This is a genomic window from Pedobacter sp. KLB.chiD (assembly GCF_047040275.1).
In the GTDB taxonomy this organism is placed as follows: Bacteria; Bacteroidota; Bacteroidia; order Sphingobacteriales; family Sphingobacteriaceae; genus Pedobacter.
The window spans coordinates 1-18,567 of sequence record NZ_CP178207.1 but is presented as its reverse complement, the minus strand read 5'-3'; the positions used below and the strand labels follow the sequence as shown (position 1 = coordinate 18,567).

At 42.9% G+C, this 18,567-nt stretch carries 13 protein-coding genes, 2 tRNA genes and 3 rRNA genes; 7 read left to right on the top strand and 11 right to left on the bottom strand.

Features of this window, described 5'->3' with window-relative positions:
* Positions 1-79 precede the first annotated feature (79 nt).
* The 7 genes from ACK1I8_RS00090 to ACK1I8_RS00060 form a co-directional block, all read right to left on the bottom strand.
* Entirely contained in the window at positions 80-1,846 is a 1,767-nt protein-coding gene (locus ACK1I8_RS00090; protein ID WP_412469336.1) for a S8 family peptidase, read from the bottom strand.
* Between the two features lie 705 nt (positions 1,847-2,551).
* A 5S ribosomal RNA gene (gene rrf / locus ACK1I8_RS00085) occupies positions 2,552-2,663 on the bottom strand.
* A gap of 143 nt (positions 2,664-2,806) precedes the next feature.
* A 23S ribosomal RNA gene (locus ACK1I8_RS00080) occupies positions 2,807-5,682 on the bottom strand.
* 427 nt (positions 5,683-6,109) lie between these two features.
* Positions 6,110-6,186, bottom strand: a tRNA-Ala gene (locus tag ACK1I8_RS00075).
* A gap of 81 nt (positions 6,187-6,267) precedes the next feature.
* Positions 6,268-6,345 (bottom strand) — tRNA-Ile (locus ACK1I8_RS00070).
* Positions 6,346-6,610: 265 nt separating this feature from the next.
* Positions 6,611-8,132: ribosomal RNA gene (locus ACK1I8_RS00065) — 16S ribosomal RNA — on the bottom strand.
* Together the 16S, 23S and 5S rRNA genes with 2 tRNA genes alongside form the textbook arrangement of a ribosomal RNA operon.
* 427 nt (positions 8,133-8,559) lie before the next feature.
* A complete protein-coding gene (locus ACK1I8_RS00060) occupies positions 8,560-8,796 on the bottom strand; it encodes a hypothetical protein (protein WP_412467403.1) in 237 nt (78 codons plus the stop codon).
* A 133-nt stretch (positions 8,797-8,929) separates the two neighbouring features.
* Here ACK1I8_RS00060 and ACK1I8_RS00055 point away from each other — a divergent pair, with 133 nt between their 5' ends.
* The gene (locus ACK1I8_RS00055) at positions 8,930-9,895 is read left to right on the top strand and encodes a lipid A deacylase LpxR family protein (RefSeq protein ID WP_412467402.1); all 966 of its coding nucleotides are present in this window, start codon (positions 8,930-8,932) and stop codon (positions 9,893-9,895) included.
* Positions 9,895-11,004: an acyloxyacyl hydrolase gene (locus ACK1I8_RS00050; RefSeq protein ID WP_412467401.1), complete on the top strand. Its 1,110-nt coding sequence runs from the start codon at positions 9,895-9,897 to the stop codon at positions 11,002-11,004. Before ACK1I8_RS00055 ends, ACK1I8_RS00050 begins: the two co-directional genes overlap by 1 nt.
* Here the strand turns inward: ACK1I8_RS00050 and ACK1I8_RS00045 are convergent.
* From ACK1I8_RS00045 to ACK1I8_RS00035, 3 genes are read right to left on the bottom strand one after another with little or no spacing between them, the layout of a single operon-like run.
* On the bottom strand, positions 11,001-11,360 hold the full coding sequence (locus tag ACK1I8_RS00045) for a CoA-binding protein (protein ID WP_412467400.1): 360 nt from the start codon (positions 11,358-11,360) through the stop codon (positions 11,001-11,003). The two genes, ACK1I8_RS00050 and ACK1I8_RS00045, sit on opposite strands and share 4 nt — an antisense overlap.
* 33 nt (positions 11,361-11,393) lie before the next feature.
* Complete coding sequence (locus ACK1I8_RS00040) at positions 11,394-11,861, bottom strand: DinB family protein (protein ID WP_412467399.1); 468 nt, start codon at positions 11,859-11,861, stop codon at positions 11,394-11,396.
* Positions 11,862-11,894: 33 nt separating this feature from the next.
* Entirely contained in the window at positions 11,895-13,436 is a 1,542-nt protein-coding gene (locus ACK1I8_RS00035; protein ID WP_412467398.1) for an NAD(P)/FAD-dependent oxidoreductase, read from the bottom strand.
* Between the two features lie 617 nt (positions 13,437-14,053).
* Here ACK1I8_RS00035 and ACK1I8_RS00030 point away from each other — a divergent pair.
* The 5 genes from ACK1I8_RS00030 (at position 14,054) to ACK1I8_RS00010 (ending at position 17,025) form a co-directional block, all read left to right on the top strand.
* The gene (locus ACK1I8_RS00030; RefSeq protein WP_412467397.1) at positions 14,054-14,635 is read left to right on the top strand and encodes a LemA family protein; all 582 of its coding nucleotides are present in this window, start codon (positions 14,054-14,056) and stop codon (positions 14,633-14,635) included.
* 85 nt (positions 14,636-14,720) lie between these two features.
* A complete protein-coding gene (locus tag ACK1I8_RS00025; protein ID WP_412467396.1) occupies positions 14,721-15,164 on the top strand; it encodes a TPM domain-containing protein in 444 nt (147 codons plus the stop codon).
* Between the two features lie 3 nt (positions 15,165-15,167).
* Positions 15,168-15,938, top strand: coding sequence for a TPM domain-containing protein (locus ACK1I8_RS00020; protein ID WP_412467395.1), 771 nt, complete (start codon positions 15,168-15,170; stop codon positions 15,936-15,938).
* A gap of 98 nt (positions 15,939-16,036) precedes the next feature.
* The gene (locus ACK1I8_RS00015) at positions 16,037-16,426 is read left to right on the top strand and encodes a hypothetical protein (RefSeq protein ID WP_412467394.1); all 390 of its coding nucleotides are present in this window, start codon (positions 16,037-16,039) and stop codon (positions 16,424-16,426) included.
* A 50-nt stretch (positions 16,427-16,476) separates the two neighbouring features.
* Positions 16,477-17,025 carry an NUDIX hydrolase gene (locus ACK1I8_RS00010; protein ID WP_412467393.1) on the top strand — a complete coding sequence of 183 codons (549 nt, stop codon included), beginning with the start codon at positions 16,477-16,479 and terminating at the stop codon, positions 17,023-17,025.
* Positions 17,026-17,136: 111 nt separating this feature from the next.
* Here ACK1I8_RS00010 and dnaA read toward each other — a convergent pair whose 3' ends face one another.
* Positions 17,137-18,567 carry a chromosomal replication initiator protein DnaA gene (gene dnaA / locus ACK1I8_RS00005; RefSeq protein WP_090502090.1) on the bottom strand — a complete coding sequence of 477 codons (1,431 nt, stop codon included), beginning with the start codon at positions 18,565-18,567 and terminating at the stop codon, positions 17,137-17,139.

The window sequence follows — 18,567 nt, the reverse complement described above, 5'->3', positions numbered from 1 at the left end:
AGCGAAGGGATACAGCAGAGCACGGGAACAAACTTAAATAGCTGTAATGCCCTGCGCTTCAAAAACTAACAACTTCCCTTTATTTATATGTCTCTGCTAATTTAAGTGCATTAAAAGCGTTAACAATCCCACCACTCACACATATTTCGTTAAAAGGCACCCGGGTATTCTCACCTTTTTCATTTTTGTACTTCACCTTATGCGCTACTTTTGAAACCGATTTCATGATAATTTCCCGTACCTGTGCTGGTTTTAAATCCGGATAATAACTTAAGATCAATGCTGCTAAGCCTGACACCACAGGCGAAGCCATACTCGTTCCATCTGCCTCTTCATATTTATTACCAGGAACCGTTGAGTTGATTAAAAATCCGGGGGCAAAAACATCTACAGAATATTTACCATAATTGGAGAAACTGGCTTTCAGATTATCATCATCTTTATAAGCACTGGCACCAACTTCAATCCAATTACTGGCATGAGGGAGATTAAACTTTGCAGAGTCGACTGGTATAGATTTTACGAATGTAGATCGTTCATAAGCTGGCCTCATACCCATTCCGTTATTTGGTGTCATAGGTTTAGGTGGTGTAAAATCTGGCTTGCTTGGTTTTTTATTGGCCTCATTATAAACCTCGGCCTCTTTACTGTCAAAAAACTTATTAGGAAAATTCTCTTCAATATCGTTATTCTGGTTATCATTTCCGGCGGCATGCACTAACAATACCCCTTTAAGTTCAGCATATTTTACTGCAGAATCTACCGCCTTTTTATCCCACTTATAACTTTTACCAAAACTCATATTAATTACTTTCGCGCCATTGTCTACGGCATATCTGATACCATTGGCCACATCTTTATCACGTTCATCACCTGTAGGTACCACCCTGATCGCCATAATGCTTACCTGATTGGCTACTCCCATAATACCGATTGAATTAGTGCGATCGGCACCAATGATTCCTGAAACGTGCGTACCATGAAAAGCATCCGGACCTTTTACATCATTATTTCCATAATCCTTTTGATAGGCATTGCTGTAGTCATCACCAACCAATTCGGCGCGCATATCATACTTAGGATTTAAATTGTACTTAAGCATCGCATCGTATTGCTTGTACCCCTCTTTAATACTTTTATAAAACTTCTCGAAACTTCCATCTTCCCTTGCACCTTTTCTGATGATGGATTTAACCTGCTCTTCAGTTTCATCATCAGGTTTATAGCGATCCACATCATCCATCGTTGGAATTTCTCTCTTACTGATTTTAGTTACCGTATCCAAAACTTTGTTAATGGCAATCAATACAGAAAAAGTATTGCTGGCATCTTCGTATTTTTTACCAAAATCGCCAACCATTTTTTTATACAGTTTAAATTCTTCCTTCTGTGCACTGTCTAACGGTGTTAAATTGGTTGTTGATTGATATTTTGGCGTGTAAATTCTTAACAAACGCACCAATTCCAAATTATCAAATTCGAGATTTCCTTTTTTTGAACCGATAAAATTCCAGCCATGAATATCATCAACATAACCATTACCATCATCGTCTATTCCATTTCCGGGAATCTCTTTTTTATTTGTCCATAAAACATTTCGCAGATCGGGGTGATTGATATCTACACCACCATCAATTACCGCCACAATAATATTTTGCTTTGGTTTTTTATCCTTTAAAAGTTCGCGATATGCTTTTTCAGTGCTGATACCAAAATAGCCATTCTCCAGTAAATCGAGGTTAAACCAATTTGCAGGGAGCTGTACATTTTTACTTTGAGCAAAAACACTAAAATTGATACACCAAATAAAGGCAAGAAAGATTAACTTTTTAACATCTACATTCATCATCATAACATGTACGTAATGATACAATAATACGGTTTTATTATCTTGGGGATCTAAGATTTTACATTTTTTAACAAGAGGTGAGTGATCATCAATTGGAACTCAGTGGCAGTAAAAACATCAAAACTTATGTTCCCTTATAATCTTAGACCTTCAAAGGGTGTTAAAAATATAATTTCTTTATTTTGTAGCGCAGGTTTCTGTGCGTTTGGGTCGGCTCCGGTCCTGCTGTACGCTGTATCCATCTGGGAAACCTTTTCTGTTGAACAATTTCATCTTTGCCCAAAAGGGATGCCGCTCCCATCAGGGCTATCGTGAAGCGAGGTAAGATGGACGGTGGAAAGGATAACGGAACGGCCTCTGCGGGGCAGTACTTTGAGTTTTATTACGCTTTATGGCTGAAAGAGCACCTGCTTTTCCCGGAGCGCAGGTTTCTGTGCGTTTGGGCGGGGTCCTGTCCTGCTGTACGCTGTATCCTTTTGGGAAATTTTATCTGTTGAACAATTTTTTCTTTGCCCAAAAGGGATGCCGCTCCCATCAGGGCTATCGTAAAGCGAGGTAAGATGGAAGATGGAAAAGGGAGGATGGAACCAATCTGCAGAGATCAGCATTATGTGCGGGCTCAAAGCTTTCTCTGCCAGAGGGAAAAAGCGCTATAAACGAAGAAAGCCCTCCAACATTGCTGCTGAAGGGCTTCTCTTTAAGATCTGGCACCGACCTACTCTCCCACGTGTTACCGCAGTACCATCGGCTCTGGTGGGCTTAACTTCTCTGTTCGGAATGGGAAGAGGTGGACACCACCGATATAGGCACCTGAATATTTTTATTTAAGTCGAAAGGTGAAAGCCTAAGGACTAAAGCTGTCTATAATCCGCTTTGGTCTTTGCTCTTTTAGCTTTGCGCTTAAATGACATATTATTGAAAGAAGTTAGTTGGAAGAACAAACAACAGTCTGTCTTGCTTTGAAAGCTTCGGATGATTAGTACTACTCGACTGTGCTGTCGCCAGCTTTACATCTGTAGCCTATCAACGTAGTAGTCTGCTACGGTCCTATATGGAATTCTCATCTCGTGGCTAGTTTCGCACTTAGATGCTTTCAGCGCTTATCTATTCCCAGCGTAGCTACTCTGCAATGCCCCTGGCGGAACAACAGATTCACTAGAGGCTGGTCCAACCCGGTCCTCTCGTACTAAGGTCAGCCCCACTCAAAATTCCTACGCCCACAACAGATAGGGACCGAACTGTCTCGCGACGTTCTGAACCCAGCTCGCGTGCCACTTTAATCGGCGAACAGCCGAACCCTTGGGACCTTCTCCAGCCCCAGGATGTGACGAGCCGACATCGAGGTGCCAAACCTCCCCGTCGATATGAGCTCTTGGGGGAGATCAGCCTGTTATCCCCAGCGTACCTTTTATCCTTTGAGCGATGGCCCTTCCATGCAGAACCACCGGATCACTATATCCGTCTTTCGACCCTGATCGACCTGTATGTCTCACAGTCAAGCAAGCTTATGCTATTGCACTCCGCGTACGGTTACCAAGCGTACTGAGCTTACCTTTGAAAGCCTCCGTTACCTTTTTGGAGGCGACCACCCCAGTCAAACTACCCATCAAACAATGTCTCCCAAATGATGGGATTAGACACCGAATACAGAAAGGGTGGTATTTCAACGTTGGCTCCACGATGCCTGGCGACACCGCTTCATAGCCTCCCACCTATCCTACACATCCTGTACCCAATGTCAATGTTAAATTGTAGTGAAGGTGCATGGGGTCTTTCCGTCCCGTTGCGGGTACCCGGCGTCTTCACCGGGACCACAATTTCACCGAGCTCATGGCTGAGACAGCGCCCAGATCGTTACACCATTCGTGCAGGTCGGAACTTACCCGACAAGGAATTTCGCTACCTTAGGACCGTTATAGTTACGGCCGCCGTTTACTGGGGCTTCGATTCAATGCTTCTCTTGCGATGACATCCCCTCTTAACCTTCCAGCACCGGGCAGGTGTCAGGCCTTATACCTCATCTTTCGATTTTGCAAAGCCATGTGTTTTTGTTAAACAGTCGCCTGGGCCTTTTCACTGCGGCTGACATTGCTGCCAGCGCCCCTTCTCCCGAAGTTACAGGGCCATTTTGCCGAGTTCCTTAGCCATGATTCACTCGAGCACCTTAGAATCCTCTTCCCGGATACCTGTGTCGGTTTGCGGTACGGGTTTTTATAACCTGAAGCTTAGCGGTTTTTCTTGGAAGTCTGATTACCTGCACTATCCAGTCCCCCGAAGGTTCCCGGTACTATCAGCTCTCAGCATCAATCACGGATTTGCCTGTGTTTGATATACCTACAGCCTTTAACGATCTATTCCGTCAGATCGCGGCAGTGTCACTACTCCGTCCCCACATCGCAGTTATAAAAAGTACTGGAATATTAACCAGTTGTCCATCGAATTTCCCCTTCGGGTTCTCCTTAGGTCCCGACTGACCCTGATCCGATTAGCGTTGATCAGGAAACCTTATCCTTTCGGTGGGCGGGTTTCTCGCCCGCCTTATCGTTACTTATGCCTACATTTGCTTTTCCAATCGCTCCAGCACCCATTACCAGATACCTTCACCGCAATTGGAATGCTCCCCTACCGATATATTTCAATCCCATAGCTTCGGTGTACAGTTTAATGCCCGTTTATTATCCATGCCCGATCGCTCGACTAGTGAGCTGTTACGCACTCTTTAAATGAATGGCTGCTTCCAAGCCAACATCCTAGCTGTCTGTGCAATCGGACCTCGTTAGTTCAACTTAACTGTAACTTGGGGACCTTAGCTGATGGTCTGGGTTCTTTCCCTCTCGGCGCGTGACCTTAGCACCCCGCGCCTCACTGCCGGTTATATTATATAGCATTCGGAGTTTGTCTGGATTTGGTAGGATTTGACTCCCCCGCACCCAATCAGTAGCTCTACCTCTATATAACTAAACACCGACGCTGTTCCTAAAAACATTTCGGGGAGTACGAGCTATTTCCCAGTTTGATTAGCCTTTCACCCCTACCCACAGATCATCCGGAAACTTTTCAACGTTTATCGGTTCGGTCCTCCAGTACGTGTTACCGCACCTTCAACCTGTCCATGGGTAGATCACAAGGTTTCGCGTCTACCTCCTCTGACTATACGCCCTGTTCAGACTCGCTTTCGCTTCGGATCCGTGCCTGAAGCACTTAACCTTGCCAGAGAAGAGTAACTCGTAGGCTCATTATGCAAAAGGCACGCCGTCACGCCACCTGGACGCTCCGACCGCTTGTAAGTACACGGTTTCAGGTTCTATTTCACTCCCCTGTTCGGGGTTCTTTTCACCTTTCCCTCACGGTACTGGTTCACTATCGGTCTCTCAGGAGTATTTAGCCTTACCGGATGGTGCCGGCTGATTCCCACAAGGCGTCTCCGACCTCGCGGTACTCAGGATACTGCTAGGCTAGCATTCTATACGTGTACTGGGCTATCACCATGTATCGCCGGGCTTCCCATCCCGTTCCACTTCTGTTTGCTAATGCCACGTTGCAGTCCTACAACCCCCACTTTGCCGTAACAAGGTAGGTTTGGGCTCTTTCCCTTTCGCTCGCCACTACTCAGGAAATCATTGTTATTTTCTCTTCCTCTGCTTACTTAGATGTTTCAGTTCGGCAGGTTTGCTCATTATATGTGACATGTCTTCAACATGCCGGGTTGCCCCATTCGGAAATCTCCGGATCTAGTTCCTATTTGCAGATCCCCGGAGCTTATCGCAGCTTATCACGTCCTTCATCGCCTCTGAGAGCCAAGGCATCCCCCGTGTACTCTTTCTTACTTTCTTCTACTCGTGCGCCTTTTGCGCCGCACGGTATGCTTTTTTTTGCTCTTGTTATGATGTCTCATTCCCGACGTAAAGTCGGGAGAGCACAAACACAACAGTCGCCTATTGTTGTTTGCTCTTCTTTTTTAACTTCTTCCAATATGTCAAAGAACTTTACTGAGGCTGAAGGCCGAAGGTATAAAGGCGGAGGGTTTCATTCTCCCCAACCTAAGCTTCGTTTCAGCTTCGTTAGTAAAAAACTGCGGTCTCGAACCGTTTCATACCTTTTTTGATATGTGCCCCGTGGCGTTTCTTCTTTTCTTAATCTTTATGTCAATGTAGATTACCGATCCAGGTAATTGTTTTTTTTGTTTTCTGTTGTGGTGTTTTCAGTTTTAAGCGTTAGGTTTAACCCCATACCCTCTACCTTACAACCCTCAACCTTTTTTGGTGGAGAATAACGGAGTCGAACCGTTGACCTCCTGCGTGCAAGGCAGGCGCTCTAGCCAGCTGAGCTAATCCCCCAGAGTATCAGTTTTGAGTTCGGAGTTTTCAGTTTGGAGTATCCATCACTCCAGGCTCTTTTCTCCCAACTCCCAACTTCAATGGTAGTCCCGTCCAGATTTGAACTGGAGACCCCTACATTATCAGTGTAGTGCTCTAACCAGGCTGAGCTACGGGACTGTATTTTCAAGGCAGGCTTTAATTAGTCGCAGTACATAGTATCTTACCGCTACTGCTTCCCTTTTTTGGCTTACCCTTTTCGTCTCCGTTGCGCTATACCTCTATAGTATGCCCACCGTTGTCTTCTGGGTGTTTCTTTTTTCTCTTGTCTTTTTTTGTATAAAGTACCAGGTATTCAGTATCAAGACCTTAAGCCTTTTACCTCTTTACCCTCTACCTTATTCGAAATATCATGTTGCGTGGCGGGTAGGCGGTGCTACTCCAGAAAGGAGGTATTCCAGCCGCACCTTCCGGTACGGCTACCTTGTTACGACTTAGCCCCAGTTACCGGTTTTACCCTAGGACGCTCCTTGCGGTTACATACTTTAGGTACCCCCAGCTTCCATGGCTTGACGGGCGGTGTGTACAAGGCCCGGGAACGTATTCACCGCGTCATTGCTGATACGCGATTACTAGCGAATCCAACTTCATGGGGTCGAGTTGCAGACCCCAATCCGAACTGTGAACGGCTTTATGAGATTCGCATACTGTTGCCAGCTAGCTGCCCTCTGTACCGTCCATTGTAGCACGTGTGTAGCCCCGGACGTAAGGGCCATGATGACTTGACGTCGTCCCCTCCTTCCTCTCTGTTTGCACAGGCAGTCTGTTTAGAGTCCCCACCATTACATGCTGGCAACTAAACATAGGGGTTGCGCTCGTTGCGGGACTTAACCCAACACCTCACGGCACGAGCTGACGACAGCCATGCAGCACCTAGTTTCGTGTGATTGCTCACTGATCCATCTCTGGATCATTCACTAACTTTCAAGCCCGGGTAAGGTTCCTCGCGTATCATCGAATTAAACCACATGCTCCTCCGCTTGTGCGGGCCCCCGTCAATTCCTTTGAGTTTCACCCTTGCGGGCGTACTCCCCAGGTGGAACACTTAACGCTTTCGCTTAGCCGCTGACCGTGTATCGCCAACAGCGAGTGTTCATCGTTTAGGGCGTGGACTACCAGGGTATCTAATCCTGTTTGATCCCCACGCTTTCGTGCCTCAGCGTCAATAAGACCATAGTAAGCTGCCTTCGCAATCGGTGTTCTGAGACATATCTATGCATTTCACCGCTACTTGTCTCATTCCGCCTACCTCTAGTCCATTCAAGCCCATCAGTATCAAGGGCACTGCGATAGTTGAGCTACCGTCTTTCACCCCTGACTTAACAGGCCGCCTACGCACCCTTTAAACCCAATAAATCCGGATAACGCTTGGATCCTCCGTATTACCGCGGCTGCTGGCACGGAGTTAGCCGATCCTTATTCTTCCGGTACATTCAGCTATTTACTCGTAAATAGGTTTATTCCCGGATAAAAGCAGTTTACAACCCATAGGGCAGTCTTCCTGCACGCGGCATGGCTGGTTCAGAGTTGCCTCCATTGACCAATATTCCTTACTGCTGCCTCCCGTAGGAGTCTGGTCCGTGTCTCAGTACCAGTGTGGGGGGCCATCCTCTCAGATCCCCTAGTCATCGTCGCCTTGGTGGGCCGTTACCCCGCCAACTAGCTAATGACACGCATGCCCATCTCCATCCCATAAATGTTTGATCATTGGATAATGCCATCCTGTGATTTTATGCGGTATTAATCCGGATTTCTCCGGGCTATCCCCCTGATGAAGGTAGGTTGCATACGCGTTACGCACCCGTGCGCCACTTTCTCTCCCAGCAAGCTGGAAAATATCGTTCGACTTGCATGTATTAGGCCTGCCGCTAGCGTTCATCCTGAGCCAGGATCAAACTCTCCATTGTAAAATGTGTTGTTCAATTCTGACCAGTTTTTAACCATGTTAAAAATGGTCTTCTTTTTTTATGTTGTCTGTTAGACACCACCTCTAAAATAAAGCAGAATAATCATGTACTTTGATCAGTACTCCATTAACCCCGCTACGCTACATTGACATCTCTTTTAAGAACTTATCGACTGTTGTTGCCTCTCGGCCCGTCTTTATATATTGTGATTCGCTTTTTGGTTGGGGTCGTTTTCCTTCCCTTGTTTTCAAGCTCATTTCAATCTTTTTTTCTCTCTTCCCGGCATCCGCCGTTCCGGTCTTTTTTCCCCTTCGTTTCTGTTGGGAGTGCAAAGGTAAGCATCTTTTTTAAACTTCCAAATAAAATAAATTTTATTTTTTTCAGCCCTCTCTTTTATCTTTCCTTTATTTCAATATGCCGATGTTACTCAGCTTTCCCTCCTTCCGGACAGGGCTGCAAAGGTAGCAATCTTTTCCGCTTCCGCAATATTTATTTTAAAATAAATCCTGCCATCCATCGCCCAGAGCCATCCTTTCACCAAAACCCCTTCCTCCGAAGCGGGATGCAAAAGTAGAAAAAATATCTGCAACGGCAAAGCTTTTGAAGCGGTTAAAGCAGGATTTGACGTAAGACCATGGTTTTCAACGGAAAAAAGTTTAGCCAATGACCAAACTTTTTGGAAGATTAACTGTTTCAGCCCGTCTTTTAAATCTTGAAGAGCATACAACTATCGGGATATTCGAGATATTAAACAATAATTAATACTTTTACCGCTTAATAAATCATCCTTATTATCAATGAAAATTGCGCTTAAAATATACTTACCTTTGATCTTTATCTTTATTGCAAAGCTTAGCCAGGCCCAGAATTACAAAAGTGAGCTCGTGGTTATCACAGAGAATGATGCTTATATTGATATCACAAGCGATAAGTATTACACCAATGGTTTTTTTATTAAATACAGACATGCCTTAAACGGCGATAACCTGAAAACCGGCCGTAGTAAAGAGGTTATTGGTTTCGAATTGGGACAGAAAATATACAATCCTTATTATAGTTTTGCTCCAAACCCCGCCCTACACGACCGTCCTTTTACAGCCTATCTTTATGGTGAGGCTAATTACAGCAGGTTTTACCAAAACAAACAACTCCTAAAGGTCTCGGCACAGATTGGCCTCACAGGTAAGGATGCCCTGGGAGAAGAATTCCAGAAAACTTACCATAAACTGGTTGGCCAGAATCAAATTGCCGGCTGGGAATATGGATTAAATAGCGAACCCACTTTAAATCTGGGCATAGAATACAACAAACGCCTGTTGGCTACCCCAAACGAAATCTTTGATGTTACCGGAATTGCTTCAGCAGCGGCGGGCAATGTAATAACCAAAGCGAATGTTGGCGCTTTGCTCAGATTAGGAAAATTTAATGAAATGGATGGTTCAGCTGCATTTAATAGCCTGGTAAGCAACCATCATAAAAATAATGCTAAACGTAAATATGAACTTTTCCTTTCGGTGGCCCCGCAATTACATGTAATAGCTTTTGATTCGAGCTTGCAGGGTGGCCTGTTCTTAGAAGATAAGGGTCCGATTACTTTCAAGCCGAAGTCTATGGTTTTTAGTACGCAGGTAGGTTTAACCTTTGCTATTGCACGCTGGACAGCCAATTATACCGCTACCTTTACTTCGAATGAAGTTAAAAATAGTGCTACCGGCTATCGTTATGCCTATTATAGTCTTGCTTACCGTTTTAGTAAAAACTAATGAAAAAAAAGCTACTCGTATTTATTTTAGTTATTACAGGCTGTTCCTTTGCTAAGGCTCAAATTGTTCCAGAAAACCGGTCTATAATTTTTAAGCCCATATTTGGCACACATATCAATAACGACCAAGGACATTTGTTTCAGGATCAGATTACAGGATTTGATGCTGCTTATTTTAAAGACATCAGCCAGAACAGTGATAAATGGATCGGATTTAGCGGCGCCCAATCTTATGGGGTCGGTTTTATTTTTAGGGATTTAAGCAAACTGAAAGGCACAAAAGATACTTCGGCCCATGCATTTGGACAAGTATATGGCTTAGTGGCCCAGATGGATTTCCGGTTATTTAAAATCGGGAAAGCCAAATTTAATTTTACACCTGGTGTTGGCCTGGGTTACACAAACAAGTATTACTATAATAATACCAAAAACAGATTTTTGGGAAGTCCGGTTAATGAAACCATTAAAGCAGATTTAGGCATGGAACTGCCAATCGGAAAATATGCCGATCTATTGGCTGGTTTCGGTTTTCTACATGTATCAAACGGAGGCGCTACTGTTCCCAATGGCGGATTGAATACCGGGAATATTTACATCGGGCTTAAACTCAATAATCCAAAAACATTAACTTCTGCCAAGATGAGCACTTACACTACCTTACAGCGTAATTCAATTGAACTCAGCGCGGGTTTGGGCGCGAGGGGCGTATTTGGCAATAGAGCAAAAAGCTTATACAAAAGCGGGATTTATGCGGGCTACAATTTTTACCTGAATGATGTAATGTCGCTTAAAGCAGGGGCCGATGCCGTTTATTATTACACCACCTTCGATCCGAATAATTTTGGCAATACATTCCAAAACTACGGTACTTCGTATGATAGATGGCGCACAGGCATCAGTATTGGTGCCGATGTTAATTTATGGAGGGTAACTGTGGCAGGTCAAATTGGAAAATACATCCACTACAACAGATTGATGGATAAAGCAACCTGGTACTGGACATTTGGGCCTACTTTTAACATTACGCCACATTTGGGTTTACAGGCCAAAACCTATATGCACTTTGCCCAGGCCGATTATGTAAATTGGGGTGTACTATATCGGTTTTAATATTGCCCCGTACTGAGCAATACTAATGTGCAGGCTTCAACAGGTTCGATACCATGCATATCTAATAATTTCTCCAATTCATAATTTTCGGTTCCGGGGTTGAAGATGACTCTTTTGGGTTTTGTTGCCAGAATATAGTCGTGGTATTGTGGCTGCAAAGCAGGACCTATATATAAAGTAATGGTATCGATATCCTGATGGATTTCTCCAGGCTTTTCAATTTCAATACCTGCAACTTCACCTTTTTTTATTCCCACATTAACAATGTCATGATTGAAACGCCTGAGCATATTGGCTGCCTTATATGCATACCTGGATGGATCTGGCGATGCGCCTATAATTAGAGTCTTTTTCATAATAATATTACACGGATGGCGAGATTACACGGATTAAAATTTAGATAATAAAGCAATCTGACCGGAGTGATACGCATGGTGCTGTATCAAACCACTTAACAGCTCGGCATTGGTTACCCCTGTGCCTAAAGCAGGATTACGTTCATCCTTCACTTCCTCATTCCACTGGCTGTCTTTTAAGCTTTCACAAACGCGGATCAGTTCTTCGTTCGCAGTCTTAAAATCAAAAATAATGCGTTCCCAGGCCCGGGATGTCCGTTCTTCAGTTGCTGGCCAATCACCCCTTTCGGGCTCAGTAGCCGGTTTCCCGATCAACCTGGAAGAAACTTCTTCTGTCCATGCAGTTAAATGCAAGGCAATTTCTGCAATAGAATGCGCGCCGGGAACAAAATGGCTAAATGCGCTTTCCGGATTAACATTATTCAATGTCTGCATCACATGGTTACCATGCCAGGCATCTCCGTTAAAAGCTTTTTTTATTTCGTTCGTAATACTAAACATGCCGAAATAACAACTGGCATGCAATAAAGTTTGTTATGAGGCGTTCAATATTGCATTTGCACAGTTAATTCCATCAATTGCGGCCGAAACAATTCCACCGGCATAACCTGCTCCTTCCGCACAAGGATATAGACCTTTTACCTGAGGGTGCTGATAGGTCTCTTTATCTCTCGGAATCCTGACCGGAGAGGAAGTTCTGCTCTCTACTCCTACCAAAATCGCTTCGTTGGTATAATAACCTTTAATTTTTTTTCCAAACAAGGGCAATGCCGCACGCAGGCTATCTGATACGAAATTGGGCAGAATATTATCCAGCATGGAACTTTTTGTACCAGGCAGATATGAGTTTTTTGGTAAATCGATCGATAATTTGTTATTCACAAAATCGACCATGCGTTGCGCAGGAGCTACCAAATTTCCGCCACCGGCCTCAAAAGCCATTTTTTCAATTTCTGATTGGAAATGTAACATTCTAAGCGGATCATAACCTTGAACATCATTTAACGTAACCTGAACGACTGTTCCGGAATTGGCATAAGGGTTATTCCGTTTGGATGGCGACCAACCGTTAACTACAATTTCATTCTCACCAGTGGAACATGGCGCAATGATACCTCCGGGACACATGCAAAAAGAAAATACCCCACGTGCGCCAACCTGCTCAACCACACTGTAGTAGGCTGGTGGTAAAAATTCCGAACGAATATCGCAGTGGTACTGCGCTGAATCAATAATTGCCTGAGGATGTTCAATCCGTACGCCTAAAGCAAAAGGTTTTGCCTCAATTAAGATATTTTTACTGTTCAATAATTCGTACACATCTCTTGCAGAATGACCTGTTGCCAAGATAATGTTATCTGCCCTCAACTTTTCTTCAAAATTTATCTCGACGCCTTTTACTTTTCCAAATTCAATTAAAATATCCGTCATCCGGCTATCGAACATCACTTCACCTCCGGCATTCAGGATCGTATCTTTTATCGAAGTGATAATATGGGGAAGTTTGTTCGTACCGATATGTGGACGGGCATCGATAGCAATATCTGCTTCGGCACCATGATTTACAAAAATCTGAAGTACTTTATTGATGTCGCCGCGTTTGTTAGAGCGTGTATATAGCTTACCGTCAGAATAGGTTCCGGCACCACCTTCGCCATAACAATAATTAGATTCTGTATTAACCAAACCTTGTTTATTTATAGCTGCCAGGTCTCTCCTTCGCTGTTTTACATCTTTACCCCTTTCGATAATAATGGGTTTTAGCCCATTTTCGATGCATTGCAGGGCCGCAAACAAACCCGCCGGACCGGCGCCAATAATAATTACCGGTTTGGCTCCCCTCACGTTGGGATAGTTGATGTGATAAATCGCGGGGACAGCTTCTTCATCGACAAAAACTCTTACCTGTAAACGGAAAATTACCTTCCTGGAACGGGCATCGATCGATCTTTTCAGAATTTCGTAACCTTTTATCCGCGTTTGAGAAAGTTTTAAACCTTCTGCGAGTTTCTGTTTAATAACTTCAAGCTGCTCAACCTGATCAGGGAGCAAGGTAATTTCGATATCTTTTTGCATAACAGGTCAGGTTTTTATCCTGAATGGGTACAAAGATAGCTAACTCGGGAATAATTAACACTATAATTCTATAGAGATTAAAAAGTACATTAGTGCCATATTTAGAAAATCTTTTATTGATCCGGAAAGCAAATGCTGTGTACTATAAGTCAGTTTCTTCCCGCTCTACCTCCTGCTCCGGTGAAGGCCGGGGGCATCCGTTCGATCCCTTAGGTTTGATTAGGTGGTTTTTTCTGCTACTATGCCGGTTTTCTGTACCACAGTATAAAGTTTTTAGCCCCGATCGGAGCGGGCATCCAGATTTTAAGCACCGGCTTATATTATACTTTGGTGTGCTTGCTTGTTTCACAGGTTTCTATCGGGATAAAGCGCATGAGCGGGAACGAACATTAAAAAAAGCGAAAGACCCTGCGCTCCAAAACAAAAACCAGCTTTGATAAGCAACGGTTTATTATTCAATTGCCATCAGAATATTGCAAATTTCAACTTACTAAATTCCTGTGGCGCTTGTCAACCTGTCAGATAAATACCGAAACTGTAACAAAGGCATGCAATTTGATATCTAATTCGTAAATTGAACATAAATCAATTTCTATTAAAAAGACAAAACCATAAAAATGAAAAGATTAATATTTGGATTTTTAGCTGCAGTTATTGCAGTGAGCACTTTAAGTTCATGCGGTTATAACAGCATGGTTAAATTGGATGAGAACGTTAAATCAAAATGGGGAACCGTGCAAACCCAGTATCAAAGAAGGGCAGATTTGATTCCAAACCTGGTAGCTACGGTGAAAGGTGCGGCTAAATTTGAGCAGGGTACGTTAACCGCTGTGACTGAAGCACGTGCAAAAGCGACACAAATGACAGTAAGTACAGATGATTTATCGCCAGAAAACATCAAAAAATTCCAGGCTGCACAAGGCGAATTGAGTCAGGCTTTGGGTAAATTATTATCCATTACAGAAAATTATCCTGAACTAAGGGCTACGCAACAATTCAGCGATTTATCGGCACAATTGGAAAGTACCGAAAACAGGATTACAGTTGCACGTAAAGATTTTAACGATGCGGTGCAAGAATATAATGGCAAAATCAGGTCTTTCCCTACCAATTTAACAGCGGGAATGTTCGGATTTAAACCTAAAGGATATTTTGAGGCTGATGCTTCTGCTAAAGATGCACCTAAAGTAGAATTTTAATATTCCCAACACAACATATAAGGGGTAGTGAATGTTTATCAGCTAAACATTTATTACCCTTTTTACTTCATATAAAAATAAGTACATGTCGTTATTTTCAGATATTGAACAAGAAAGAATAGCAAATGCAATCTCCGACGCAGAAAGAGCAACTTCCGGAGAAATCAGAATTGCTATTGATAAACATTGTGCAGGTGATCCATATGAAAAAGCCACCGAGTATTTTGCTAAACTGGATATGGATAAAACTGCACAAAGAAATGGTGTGCTGATTTATCTGGCACATGCCGACCATAAATTTGCCATTATCGGTGATGTTGGTATCCATAAAGTGGTTCCTGATAACTTCTGGGAAACCACAAAAATTGCCATGACAGCGCATTTTGCAAAAGGCAATCTGGCCGATGGCATTATTGCAGGCATAGCATTGGCCGGAGAAAAGTTAGCCTTGTTTTTTCCTCCGCAAAAAGGCGATATTAATGAATTGCCGAACGATATTGTTTTTATGGATAAGCTAGAGAACAAATAAGAGATGAAGAAAATATTCCTTTTATCATTATTCAGTTTATTATTCGCCTTTGCTTTTGCACAGGACTTTCCGGAAAAGCCTACTACTTTGGTTAACGATTATGCTAATGTATTATCATCAGATCAGAAACAGGCACTCGAAAATAAACTGGTAACCTTTAACGACTCTTCTTCTACACAGATTGCCATTGCTATTTTAAAATCCGTAGGCGATTATGATATTAATGAATACGCTGTAGCACTCGGCAGAAAATGGGGCGTTGGCCAAAGTGGCAAAAACAATGGCATTATGATCGTGGTATCCGTGGGCGACCGGAAAATCTCTATTCAAACCGGTTACGGACTTGAAGGCGCCTTACCTGATATCTACGCCAAGCGTATCATTGATAACGATATTAAACCCAATTTCAGAGCAGGGAATTACTATGCAGGCTTAGACGAAGCTACTACCTCCATTATAAAATACACCAGAGGCGAATACAAAAACGATAATCCGAAAACTTCCTCCAGGAAAGGTGGTTCAGGTAGCATCGTTATCATTATTATTATTGTAATTGTGATTATCATCATCATGCGTAAAGGTGGCGGAGGCGGAAGCGAGGTAATTGGCGGACGCGGAGCATCTAATGCACTATTTTGGGCGATGTTGTTTGGAAGCGGCGGTGGCCGAAGCAGCGGTGGCTGGGGAGGTGGTTCATCTGGCGGAGGCGGTGGTGGATTCGGTGGTTTTGGCGGCGGCAGTTTTGGTGGAGGCGGTAGCAGCGGAAGCTGGTAGCAGTAGTCTTAAGTCCATAGTCTTTAGTCTTTAGTCTTTAGTCTTTAGTCTTTAAATGAGAATCACGTTTGTTTTGACCGTTACAGATTACAACAATAATGTATAGAAGAGATTTAATTACAGCTGAAATACAGAAACTGGCCCAGGTTCTGGCCCGTATCATGGGGCTCAAATTAGAGGGTAAGTTAACAGAGGCCGATCAACTTTTTGATGAAACTATGGCTGGCGGCTTTCAACTGCCAAAAGAAATTCTTGAAAACGAAGACCTCTCAGTTTTTGAAAGTTGGCTTGCTGAAGGCAATCTTCCCCCAGAAAAACTCGACTCGTTAAGCGAATTTTTATATTACGAGTTAGGGGTAAGTCAGGAGCGGAATCAAATCATTGCGCCAAAACTTAATTTAGTTTATCAATACTTGTCAGATGAGCATAAGATCGTACATTTGGTGAACCTGCACCGACAGAAAACAATACAACAGTATATCAGTTAGGAGTTGGCGGTTTCGAGTTTGGAGTAAGATCTATTAAATAAATAAATTAAATGGTTATAGAGAAGTGGCAAAAACTTGCCTCTAAATATTTAGTACGCGAACAATGGGCTACTTTGCGCGTTGATGAAGTAAAACTTCCGGGTGGCGTGGTAAAAGACGATTATTATGTTTTAGAATATCCAAACTGGGTAAATGCTATTGCATTAACGGAAGAAGGGAAAATAATTATGGTGCGCCAGTACCGCCATGCAGCCGATATCGTTTCACTTGAAGTTCCGGGCGGCGTGATTGATGGTGATGAAGCCCCGGAAATTGCCGTTAAACGTGAGCTTTTGGAAGAAACCGGCTACAGTTTTAAAACCTGCAAACTTATTGCGGAACTTTATCCCAATCCGGCAACTTCAAATAACAGGACCTTTACCTATTTATTAACAGGCGGGATTAAAACCCACGAGCAGCATTTAGATGAACATGAAATTTTAAATGTGGAAGAATATACGGTTAATGAGGTAAAGCAACTGATTAAGGAAAATAAAATAGCTCAGGCTTTACACGTTGCCGCTTTGTTTTACGGGCTCGAAGAAATAGCCAAAGGTTAATAAAATCTGAGATAGGCCCCTTATTCCCATCTCAAAAATTACAGGTAAAAAAAGCAGCCAGATTTTTAAACATCTGGCTGCTTTTTTATAGAGCAATAAGCCTGTAAAGGCTTAGCTCATTTTTAATTTCTTTTGGATATCGTGTACGTAAGCTTTAAACTTCTTATCGGTATCGATTAAATCTTCAACAGTTTGACAAGCATAAATTACGGTACTATGATCGCGCCCGCCAAAGAAAGCACCAATTGTTTTTAATGACGATTTAGTATGACTTTTAGAAAGATACATTGAAATCTGACGGGCCTGAACAATTTCGCGTTTACGTGTTTGCGATTTCACCATATCAACAGGAACCTCAAAATATTCACAAACCAATTTCTGGATGTACTCCATTGAAATTTCTTTTGAGGTATTTTTGATAAAGTTCTTCAACATTTGCTTCGCCAGGGCTAAATCGATTTCCTTTTTATTCAAAGTGGCCTGTGCTAAAAGTGATACCATGGCACCTTCCAGCTCACGCACATTATTATCAATGTTATGCGCCACATACTCCACTACCTCTCCTGGCAACTCAATACCATCTGCATACATTTTCTTTCTTAAGATAGCAATACGCGTTTCCAGATCAGGGATTTGAAGATCGGCAGATAGCCCCCATTTAAAACGGCTTAATAAACGTTCTTCCAACCCAGCTAAATCTTTTGGCGCTTTATCAGATGTTAAGATGACCTGTTTGCCCGACTGATGTAAGTGATTAAAAATGTGGAAGAAAATATCCTGTGTTTTTTCTTTGCCCGCGAAGTTGTGTACATCATCCATGATGATTACATCCATTGCCTGGTAAAAGTTAACGAAATCGTTAATCGTATTGTTTTTCAAGGAATCTACAAACTGCTGACAGAATTTCTCACAACTTACATAGATCACCAATTTATCTGGCATGCTGCGTTTAATCTCATTACCGATTGCCTGCGCCAGGTGTGTTTTACCCAAACCAACTCCACCGTAAATCATTAAAGGGTTAAAAGATGTCCCCCCTGGTTTAGCCGCTACAGCGTAACCTGCAGAACGTGCCAAGCGGTTGCAATCTCCCTCAATATAATTTTCGAAAGTGTAGTTAGCGTTTAATTGTGGATCAACATTTAATTTTTTTAATCCAGGGATAATAAATGGGTTTTTAATATCCTTATTGATGGAAACCGGAATCGGCATCGATTGTACCTTTGCCTCCGCTCCATTTCCATTTGAGGGCATATTGGTAGTATAAGGATTACCGCTGTTTGATGATTTATCTACAACGATGTTATATTCCAACCTGCCATCCTCTCCAAGTTGTTTTTTTACGGTCTTGCGAAGCAAGCCCACATAATGTTCTTCAAGCCATTCGTAAAAGAACAAACTTGGCACCTGTATGGTTAAAACCTTGCCTTCCAATTTAAGAGCCGTTATCGGCTCGAACCAAGTTTTAAAACTTTGGCCCGGAATATTATCCTTAATAATTTGAAGACAGTTCTTCCATACTTCTGTACAAGTTTTTTCCAT

Bases quoted from the DNA above. Each gene is read 5' to 3' on its own strand.
- ACK1I8_RS00090 (WP_412469336.1), bottom strand. From the start codon at position 1,846: ATGAATGTAGATGTTAAAAAGTTAATCTTTCTTGCCTTTATTTGGTGT.
- ACK1I8_RS00055 (WP_412467402.1), top strand. From the start codon at position 8,930: ATGAAAATTGCGCTTAAAATATACTTACCTTTGATCTTTATCTTTATT.
- ACK1I8_RS00050 (WP_412467401.1), top strand. From the start codon at position 9,895: ATGAAAAAAAAGCTACTCGTATTTATTTTAGTTATTACAGGCTGTTCC.
- ACK1I8_RS00045 (WP_412467400.1), bottom strand. From the start codon at position 11,360: ATGAAAAAGACTCTAATTATAGGCGCATCGCCAGATCCATCCAGGTAT.
- ACK1I8_RS00040 (WP_412467399.1), bottom strand. From the start codon at position 11,861: ATGTTTAGTATTACGAACGAAATAAAAAAAGCTTTTAACGGAGATGCC.
- ACK1I8_RS00035 (WP_412467398.1), bottom strand. From the start codon at position 13,436: ATGCAAAAAGATATCGAAATTACCTTGCTCCCTGATCAGGTTGAGCAG.
- ACK1I8_RS00030 (WP_412467397.1), top strand. From the start codon at position 14,054: ATGAAAAGATTAATATTTGGATTTTTAGCTGCAGTTATTGCAGTGAGC.
- ACK1I8_RS00025 (WP_412467396.1), top strand. From the start codon at position 14,721: ATGTCGTTATTTTCAGATATTGAACAAGAAAGAATAGCAAATGCAATC.
- ACK1I8_RS00020 (WP_412467395.1), top strand. From the start codon at position 15,168: ATGAAGAAAATATTCCTTTTATCATTATTCAGTTTATTATTCGCCTTT.
- ACK1I8_RS00015 (WP_412467394.1), top strand. From the start codon at position 16,037: ATGTATAGAAGAGATTTAATTACAGCTGAAATACAGAAACTGGCCCAG.
- ACK1I8_RS00010 (WP_412467393.1), top strand. From the start codon at position 16,477: ATGGTTATAGAGAAGTGGCAAAAACTTGCCTCTAAATATTTAGTACGC.
- dnaA (WP_090502090.1), bottom strand. From the start codon at position 18,567: ATGGAAAAAACTTGTACAGAAGTATGGAAGAACTGTCTTCAAATTATT.